General features: G+C 58.3%; 1 pseudogene. It reads right to left on the minus strand.

The features are described 5' to 3' along the window. Positions 1-527: pseudogene (fabY, locus tag R7P64_RS24645) on the minus strand (fatty acid biosynthesis protein FabY); the annotation flags it as partial.

Below are 527 nucleotides of genomic sequence, written 5' to 3' on the forward strand. Positions count from 1 at the left end.
TTGCGACCTCTTGCCAGGCGGTCGAGGTCACCGCTCAACGACCCCAGATCGGCAATAGCAGTTGGTTTCCCGGTGATCGGCCTGCTGTATCGGATATGCGCGTCGGCCAGGATTATTGTCCCACCCAGATGACGCTCGCGCAGCATCAGCCAGATAAGCCCCCATCCGGTTAAGGTAGCGAGCGAAAACAGGCTGCCGGCGAACAGCGTATGGTGCGGATTCTGGTTCCCCGCCTCCGGCATGGTGGTAATAAATTTCTGCCCGGTGTACTGCTGAATACGTACGCCCATTTTTTCACTCAGCGGAATATGCTGATACCACGCCTGCTGGAGCTGTGCGCACCAGTCGCCGCGGTGCAAAATATCGTCCAGCGACGCGACCGGTTTGATCATCAGAAAATGACGGATCGGCGTGGTGGTCGGGGTGGTGATCTCCCCCTGATTGACAAATCCGAGCTTGGCGAAAAATTCCACCGCATCTTCGCGCGCGCTGCAGGTAACCCGCTTAACCCCTTCCTGACGCGCGAC

Source organism: Vibrio sp. 2304, from assembly GCF_033339475.1.
Taxonomy (GTDB): Bacteria; Pseudomonadota; Gammaproteobacteria; order Enterobacterales; family Vibrionaceae; genus Vibrio; species Vibrio alginolyticus.